The following is a 494-nucleotide window of genomic DNA, read 5'->3' as shown; positions in this document are numbered from 1 at the left end:
GGTTTTTCCGCTTCGATATACTTTTTGAGCCCACGAATCAGATGTTCGGAAAGTGGTAAATAGCGGTCTTTTTTGCCTTTTCCCTGAACCACTTTGAGTTGTTTTCGACCAAAATCTAAGTCGCACAAACGGAGATTTCGAACTTCCATACAGCGCAATCCGCAGCCGTAAAGAATGCCGATCAAAATTTTATGTTTTAAAAGTTTACAGCCGGACAACATCTGCCAAACCTCCTGTTTACTAAGCACTACAGGCAGTTTTTTCTCTCTTTTAATTTCCGGAAGACTCAAATAATCATAGCTCAAACCTTCCGATTTAAGCAGAAATCGAAGTCCGTAAACGGTGTGTTTAAAATACGACTGTGAAGGTGATTTTGATTTTTTCTGAAGGTAAAAAAGGTAATCGTGAATTTGCTCGGGATCCAATTCTGTAGGAATTTTTCCGAAATGTAGCGACACCGCAGCGACGTGTCTGGAGTAATTTTGAAAGGTACT

General features: G+C 40.1%; 1 protein-coding gene. It reads right to left on the bottom strand.

What is annotated here, in order from left to right:
• A partial coding sequence (locus QWT87_RS21115) for a tyrosine-type recombinase/integrase (RefSeq protein ID WP_302718722.1) occupies nt 1-494 on the bottom strand: 494 nt, incomplete at both ends.

This window comes from Chryseobacterium urinae, from assembly GCF_030518295.1.
GTDB lineage: Bacteria > Bacteroidota > Bacteroidia > Flavobacteriales > Weeksellaceae > Chryseobacterium > Chryseobacterium mucoviscidosis.
Note: the sequence above shows the minus strand (reverse complement) of the source record. Positions and strands in the feature narration are given on the sequence as shown.